6 protein-coding genes are annotated in these 5,384 nt (G+C 63.9%); 3 read left to right on the top strand and 3 right to left on the bottom strand.

The window, feature by feature from the left end; genetic code table 11:
• A partial coding sequence (locus HP547_RS10355) for an HAD-IB family phosphatase (protein WP_172286236.1) occupies positions 1-342 on the top strand: 342 nt, incomplete at its 5' end.
• Between the two features lie 75 nt (positions 343-417).
• On the opposite strand, the gene asd is transcribed toward HP547_RS10355, so the two are convergent.
• From asd to HP547_RS10365, 3 genes are read right to left on the bottom strand one after another with little or no spacing between them, the layout of a single operon-like run.
• On the bottom strand, positions 418-1,281 hold the full coding sequence (asd, locus tag HP547_RS29635; protein ID WP_256676307.1) for an archaetidylserine decarboxylase: 864 nt from the start codon (positions 1,279-1,281) through the stop codon (positions 418-420).
• 9 nt (positions 1,282-1,290) lie between these two features.
• Positions 1,291-2,100: a rhodanese-like domain-containing protein gene (locus tag HP547_RS29640; protein ID WP_256676308.1), complete on the bottom strand. Its 810-nt coding sequence runs from the start codon at positions 2,098-2,100 to the stop codon at positions 1,291-1,293.
• Positions 2,101-2,144: 44 nt separating this feature from the next.
• Positions 2,145-3,680, bottom strand: coding sequence for an HDOD domain-containing protein (locus tag HP547_RS10365; RefSeq protein WP_172231174.1), 1,536 nt, complete (start codon positions 3,678-3,680; stop codon positions 2,145-2,147).
• A 130-nt stretch (positions 3,681-3,810) separates the two neighbouring features.
• Here HP547_RS10365 and motA point away from each other — a divergent pair, with 130 nt between their 5' ends.
• Together motA and motB are read left to right on the top strand one after the other, a co-directional pair.
• Positions 3,811-4,662, top strand: coding sequence for a flagellar motor stator protein MotA (gene motA / locus HP547_RS10370; protein WP_172286237.1), 852 nt, complete (start codon positions 3,811-3,813; stop codon positions 4,660-4,662).
• A gap of 3 nt (positions 4,663-4,665) precedes the next feature.
• Positions 4,666-5,384: flagellar motor protein MotB (gene motB, locus HP547_RS10375; RefSeq protein ID WP_172286238.1), on the top strand; the 719-nt coding region annotated here is incomplete at its 3' end.

Here is a 5,384-nt window from a genome sequence, read left to right on the forward strand (position 1 = left end):
CGCCAGGTGCAGGCACGCCTTGGCATCGACTATGTGTTTGCCAATGAGCTGGAAGTGGTAGATGGCAAGGTGACCGGTGTGGCTGTAGAGCCGATCGTCGACGCCCAGCGCAAGGCTGAGCTGCTGCAGAAACTGGCCAGCGACGAAGGCCTGCAGCTGGAGCAGACCATTGCCGTGGGCGATGGCGCCAACGACCTGCCGATGCTGTCGCTGGCCGGCCTGGGCGTAGCGTTCCGCGCCAAGCCGCTGGTACGCCAGTCGGCCAAGCAGGCGATTTCCACCCTGGGGCTGGATGGCGTGTTGTACCTGCTGGGCCTGCGCGACCGCGACGCACGCGGCTGATCTGGAAATTCAGGGCTGCTTTGCAGCCCTGAAAAAAGGCCCTGCATGTGCAGGGCCTTTTTCATATGGCTTGAATCAAGCCTGCACAGGCACCGCCAGCTGCTGCCCCATGCGTACCGCCGACCCGGCACCCAGACTCTCAGCCCACTTCACCTGCTCTGGCCCGAACAGCACGATGGCGGTCGAACCCAGCTTGAAGCGCCCCAGCTCGGCACCTTTTTCCAAGTGAATCGGCGCACGGCTGCCCTCGTCATAACGGAAGGTCTTCAGCTCACGCTTGGGCGGCGTCACCAGCCCGGCCCACACGGTTTCGATCGAAGCGACGATCATGGCGCCAACCAGTACCACCGCCATCGGCCCGCGTTCGGTATCGAACAGGCAGACCACACGCTCGTTGCGGGCGAACAGCTCGGGGACGTTCTCTGCAGTCGTCTGGTTGACCGAGAACAGCCGGCCCGGCACATAGACCATTTCGCGCAAGGTACCGGCCAGCGGCATGTGCACGCGGTGATAGTCCTTGGGCGACAGGTAGATGGTGGCGAACTCGCCGCCCATGAACGGCGCGGCCATGGCCGGGTCACCACCCAGCAGCTCCTGGGCGCTGAAGCCGTGGCCCTTGGCCTGGAAGATGCGGCCATGCTCGATCGGGCCGAGCTGGCTGACGGCGCCGTCGGCCGGGCAGAGGATGGCGCCCGGGGTCTCGTCCAGCGGGCGGGCGCCGGGTTTCAGGGCGCGGGTGAAGAAGGCATTGAAGTGCTCGTAGGCACTGAGGTCCTCGACCATGGCTTCGGCCATGTTCACCTGGTAGCGCTTGGCGAACCAGGCGGTAAAGGCGTTCTTGAACCAGCGCACGCGGCACTCGGCGATGCAGCCGGCCAGCCGCGACAGCAGGTGGTGCGGCAGCAGGTACTGGCTGATGATGAACAAACGGGATTTCATGCAGGTTCCTTAGACTTCTACAGGCGTGTCCGGGTGGTTGCCCCATTCGCTCCACGAGCCGGCATAGGCCTTGACGCGTGGATAGCCGAGGGATTTGGCCACCAGGTAAGTGAAACCGGAGCGGCGGTGGGTCTGGCAGTGGGTGATCACTTCCTTGTCGGGGGTGATGCCCAGTTGCTCGAGAACTTGTTTGATGTCTGGGCGGATGCGCAGGTGGTCGTTGAGGTCCATGCCGGCGGTCCACTCGAAGTTGATTGCGCCGGGGATGTGGCCAGCCTTGGCGGCCAGCACCTTCTCGCCGTTGAATTCCTGCGGTGCGCGGGCGTCCCAGACCACCAGGTCATCGGAGCCCAGGCGGCTTTGCAGGTACTCGCGGGTTGCAGTTGGGACGCTGTCGATGTGCAGGCGTACCGGGGCGGTGCCACTGGCAGGTACCTCGGTGGACAGCCTGTCTGCCGGCCAGGCCTGGATACCGCCATTGAGGTAGTGGTAGCCCTTGTGGCCGATCACGTCGAGCAGCCAGATGAAGCGCCCGGCCCAGCCGCCGCCCTCATCGTCATACACCACGTACACGGCATCATCGCGGTGGCCGAGCTCGCTGAACAGTTTTTCCAGGTCGCCCAAGGGTGGCAGCAGGCCGGGCGCGGGGGGCTGGCCAAGCTGGGTACGCTTGCCTTCGACAAAGCGAGCGCCGGGGATATGCCCGCTGACATAGCGGTTGGCACTGCTGAGGTCGATCAGGATCAGCTGCGGCGAATCCAGGCGGGGCAGCAGGTCCGTGGCTTCGATCACCAGGGGCAGGCCGGTAAAGTCAGTCATCCACGGTCTCCAGTGTGGAAAGAGGGGCGATTGTAGCGCAAGGCTCAGCCCTTGCGGTTGGCAAACACCGACAAGGCTCGCTCGATGCATTGCGCGGTTTTGCCGAAGGCTTGCACGCTGATATCGGCCAGCGGCCGGCAGCCCTGGTCGGCCACCAGCAGCATCAGCACCTGATCGTTCACCGCCAACGAGCGTAGCAGCACATGCTCGCTGCGGAACAAGGCACGCAGCGGCGCGGGCAGCAGGGCGGAGAACTGGCTGTGGTTTTCCGGGGTGATGCGCAGCTGCCCGGCCTGGGACAGCAGCTTCTGCAGCAGTTTGTTCTGCGACACTTGCAGGGCCAGAGCGCTTGCTTCCTTTGCCAGGCCGGCGATCTGCTGCACGCGCAGGTAGTCGCTGGCCTTGTCCAGGCTCAACAGCATGATGCGCTGCATGCCGCAGGCCAGCAGGGCCTCGCGAGCCTGCGTCGCCAGGTGCACGGTGTTGGTGAACGGGCTGGGCTGGGCCAGCAGGTCCTGGCACAGCGTGCGCCAGCGCGCCAGGTCGTCGCTGCTCGGTGGTGGCGGGGCCAGCATGTCAGGGTGCGGGCGGCGTTGGTGCCATGGCCAGATCAGCGCTTCGGCCGGGTGGAACAGGGCATGGCGGGCGTGGCGACGGGCGCTGGCGGCAGCCTGCTGGTGCATCTGCTGCTGCACGTCTGCCAATGAAGTCTGCAGGTACAGCGCGGTCAGCAGTTGCCAGCGCAGCAGGTGCGGGTTGTCCCAGCCCACCTGCGCTGCCAGGGCCAGATTGTTGGCCAGCAACACAGTGTTGGCCGGCTGGTTGAACCAGCGGCGCAGGCCGGGTTCTGCATCCAGGCGGTGTTGCTGGCTGAGCAAGTCCTCGTCGCGGGCGATGCTCAGTACCTGAGCGAGTTGTTCGCGCTCTTCCAGCAGCAGACGATAACCCTGGGTCACCCACTGTGGCAGCCGCCAGTATTCCGCCATGGTCTGACACAGCGCCATGATGCGCACGCCAAATAGCTCGTCCTCTACCAGAGCGGCGTCCTCACCCTTGTGGATAACCCGCAGTTCCCAGGTGTCGAGCAGCTTGGGGTAGGCCAGCGCCAGCGGCCACAGTGGCGACAGGAACAGCAGGCTGCCCCAGTGAATTTCTTGCCACAGCCGCGCCAGACGGCTGGCGAACAGGCCGCTGGCCTGTTGCGAGGCATGCTGGCTGATCAGCTGAAACTGGCTGAGCACCGGCGGGATATCTTCGACCGGCACCGCAGGCAGGCGCTTGAGCAGCTGTGCACTGCGCTCCAGGCCCAGGCGGTTGAGGGCGACCTCCAGGCTTTCGGCGGGCTCGGCCTGGCTGGCATTGGTGGGGTGATTGGCTTCGCGCATCACCGACAGCACCAGCGCCGGGCTATCCTGCATCAGTTCGGCGATATCGCGCAGCGAGCGGCGGCTATCATTGATGGCGGCCATGACCCGGTCGTAGCTGTGCTTCGGCACGGGGATGCGAACACTCTCCAGCAGCTTTACCCAGGCCTCTAGCGTACGTGGAGCCTGAGCGGGCACCTTGGTTTCAATTGGCATTTTGACATCAGTCCGAACTGGCTTTTCGCTTTGAGTGGCTATAGTCTGGCGCAGTTCTGCCGATAAGTAGAAGAAGAGTTTTAAAGCTCCCGTCTCTCACCCTGACCACGACAGCAAGTGCTTTGAACCTATGGCTAAAATTATCGGCATCATCGTCGTATTCGCGAGCGTGCTCGGCGGGTACGTGCTCTCCCACGGCAAGATCGCAGCGCTGATCCAGCCGTTCGAAGTACTGATCATCGGCGGTGCGGCCTTCGGTGCATTCCTCCAGGCCAACCCCGGCTACATGACAATGCACGTCATCAAGAAGTCGATGAAGATGTTCGGCTCGCGCTTCAGCCACGCCTACTACCTGGAAGTGCTGGGGCTGGTCTACGAGATTCTCAACAAGAGCCGTCGCGAAGGCATGATGGCCATCGAGGCCGACATCGAGGACGCCGCCGCCAGCCCGATCTTCGCCAAGTACCCGACGGTGCTGGCCGACGAGCGCATGACCGCATTCGTCTGCGACTACCTGCGCATCATGTCCACCGGCAACATGGCCCCGCACGAACTCGAGGGCCTGTTCGACATGGAACTGCTGAGCATGAAGGAAGAGCTCGAGCACCCGTCGCATGCCGTGACCGGCATCGCCGACGGCATGCCGGGCTTCGGTATCGTTGCGGCGGTACTGGGTATCGTGGTGACCATGGCCTCGCTGGGCGATGGTGACCAGGCGGCCATCGGCATGCACGTGGGTGCAGCGCTGGTGGGTACCTTCTTCGGTATTCTGGCTGCCTACGGCTTCTTCGGCCCGCTGGCCAAGTGCCTGGAGCACGACGCCAAGGAAGAGTTGAACCTCTACGAATCGATCAAGGCCTCGCTGGTGGCCTCGGCCTCGGGCATGCCGCCTTCGCTGGCGGTCGAATTCGGGCGCAAGGTGCTGTACCCCAAGCACCGCCCAAGCTTCGCCGAGCTGGAACAAGCGGTTCGCGGTCGCTGAGTCATGGAGAACAATCAGCCCATCATCGTCAAGCGTGTCAAGCGCTATGGCGGCGGCCACCATGGTGGCGCCTGGAAAATCGCCTTTGCCGACTTCGCCACGGCGATGATGGCGTTCTTCCTGGTGCTGTGGCTGTTGTCCACGGCCACGCCTGAGCAGAAGATCGCCATTGCCGGCTACTTCCAGGACCCGATCGGTTTCTCCGAGAGCGGCACGCCTTATGTCATCGACCTGGGTGGTTCACCTGAGATGGCGCCGGAGAAAACCATCAATCCGGAAGTGAAGGCCGAGCCGACGCAGCAGTCCCCCACTCAGTTGAACAAAGACCAGGTCGAGACCATGGCCGAGCAGGTCGAGCGTGAGCGCCTGGAGCTGCTGCTGCAGGAACTGCAGAACAAGGTGGAAGAGAACCCGCAGCTGCAGAAGTTCAAGGACCAGATCCTGTTCGAGATTACCCAGGACGGCTTGCGCATCCAGATCATGGACGCCGAGAACCGGCCGATGTTCGACATCGGCAGCGCGCGCCTGCAGCCGTACTTCGAAGACATCCTGCTGGCGATGGCCGACACGATCAAGGCAGTGCCGAACAAGATCAGCGTCAGCGGCCACACCGATGCCAAACCGTATGCCGGCGCTGGCGAATTCGGCAACTGGGAGCTGTCGGCCAACCGCGCCAACGCCGCGCGCCGCGCCCTGGTCGCCGGTGGCTATCCGGATGGCCA

It is taken from the genome of Pseudomonas sp. CM27 (assembly GCF_013179515.1).
Classification (GTDB): Bacteria; Pseudomonadota; Gammaproteobacteria; order Pseudomonadales; family Pseudomonadaceae; genus Aquipseudomonas.

Excerpts from the sequence above, each read along its gene's own strand:
- asd (WP_256676307.1), bottom strand. The coding sequence starts at position 1,281 with ATGAAATCCCGTTTGTTCATCATCAGCCAGTACCTGCTGCCGCACCAC.
- HP547_RS29640 (WP_256676308.1), bottom strand. The coding sequence starts at position 2,100 with ATGACTGACTTTACCGGCCTGCCCCTGGTGATCGAAGCCACGGACCTG.
- HP547_RS10365 (WP_172231174.1), bottom strand. The coding sequence starts at position 3,680 with ATGCCAATTGAAACCAAGGTGCCCGCTCAGGCTCCACGTACGCTAGAG.
- motA (WP_172286237.1), top strand. The coding sequence starts at position 3,811 with ATGGCTAAAATTATCGGCATCATCGTCGTATTCGCGAGCGTGCTCGGC.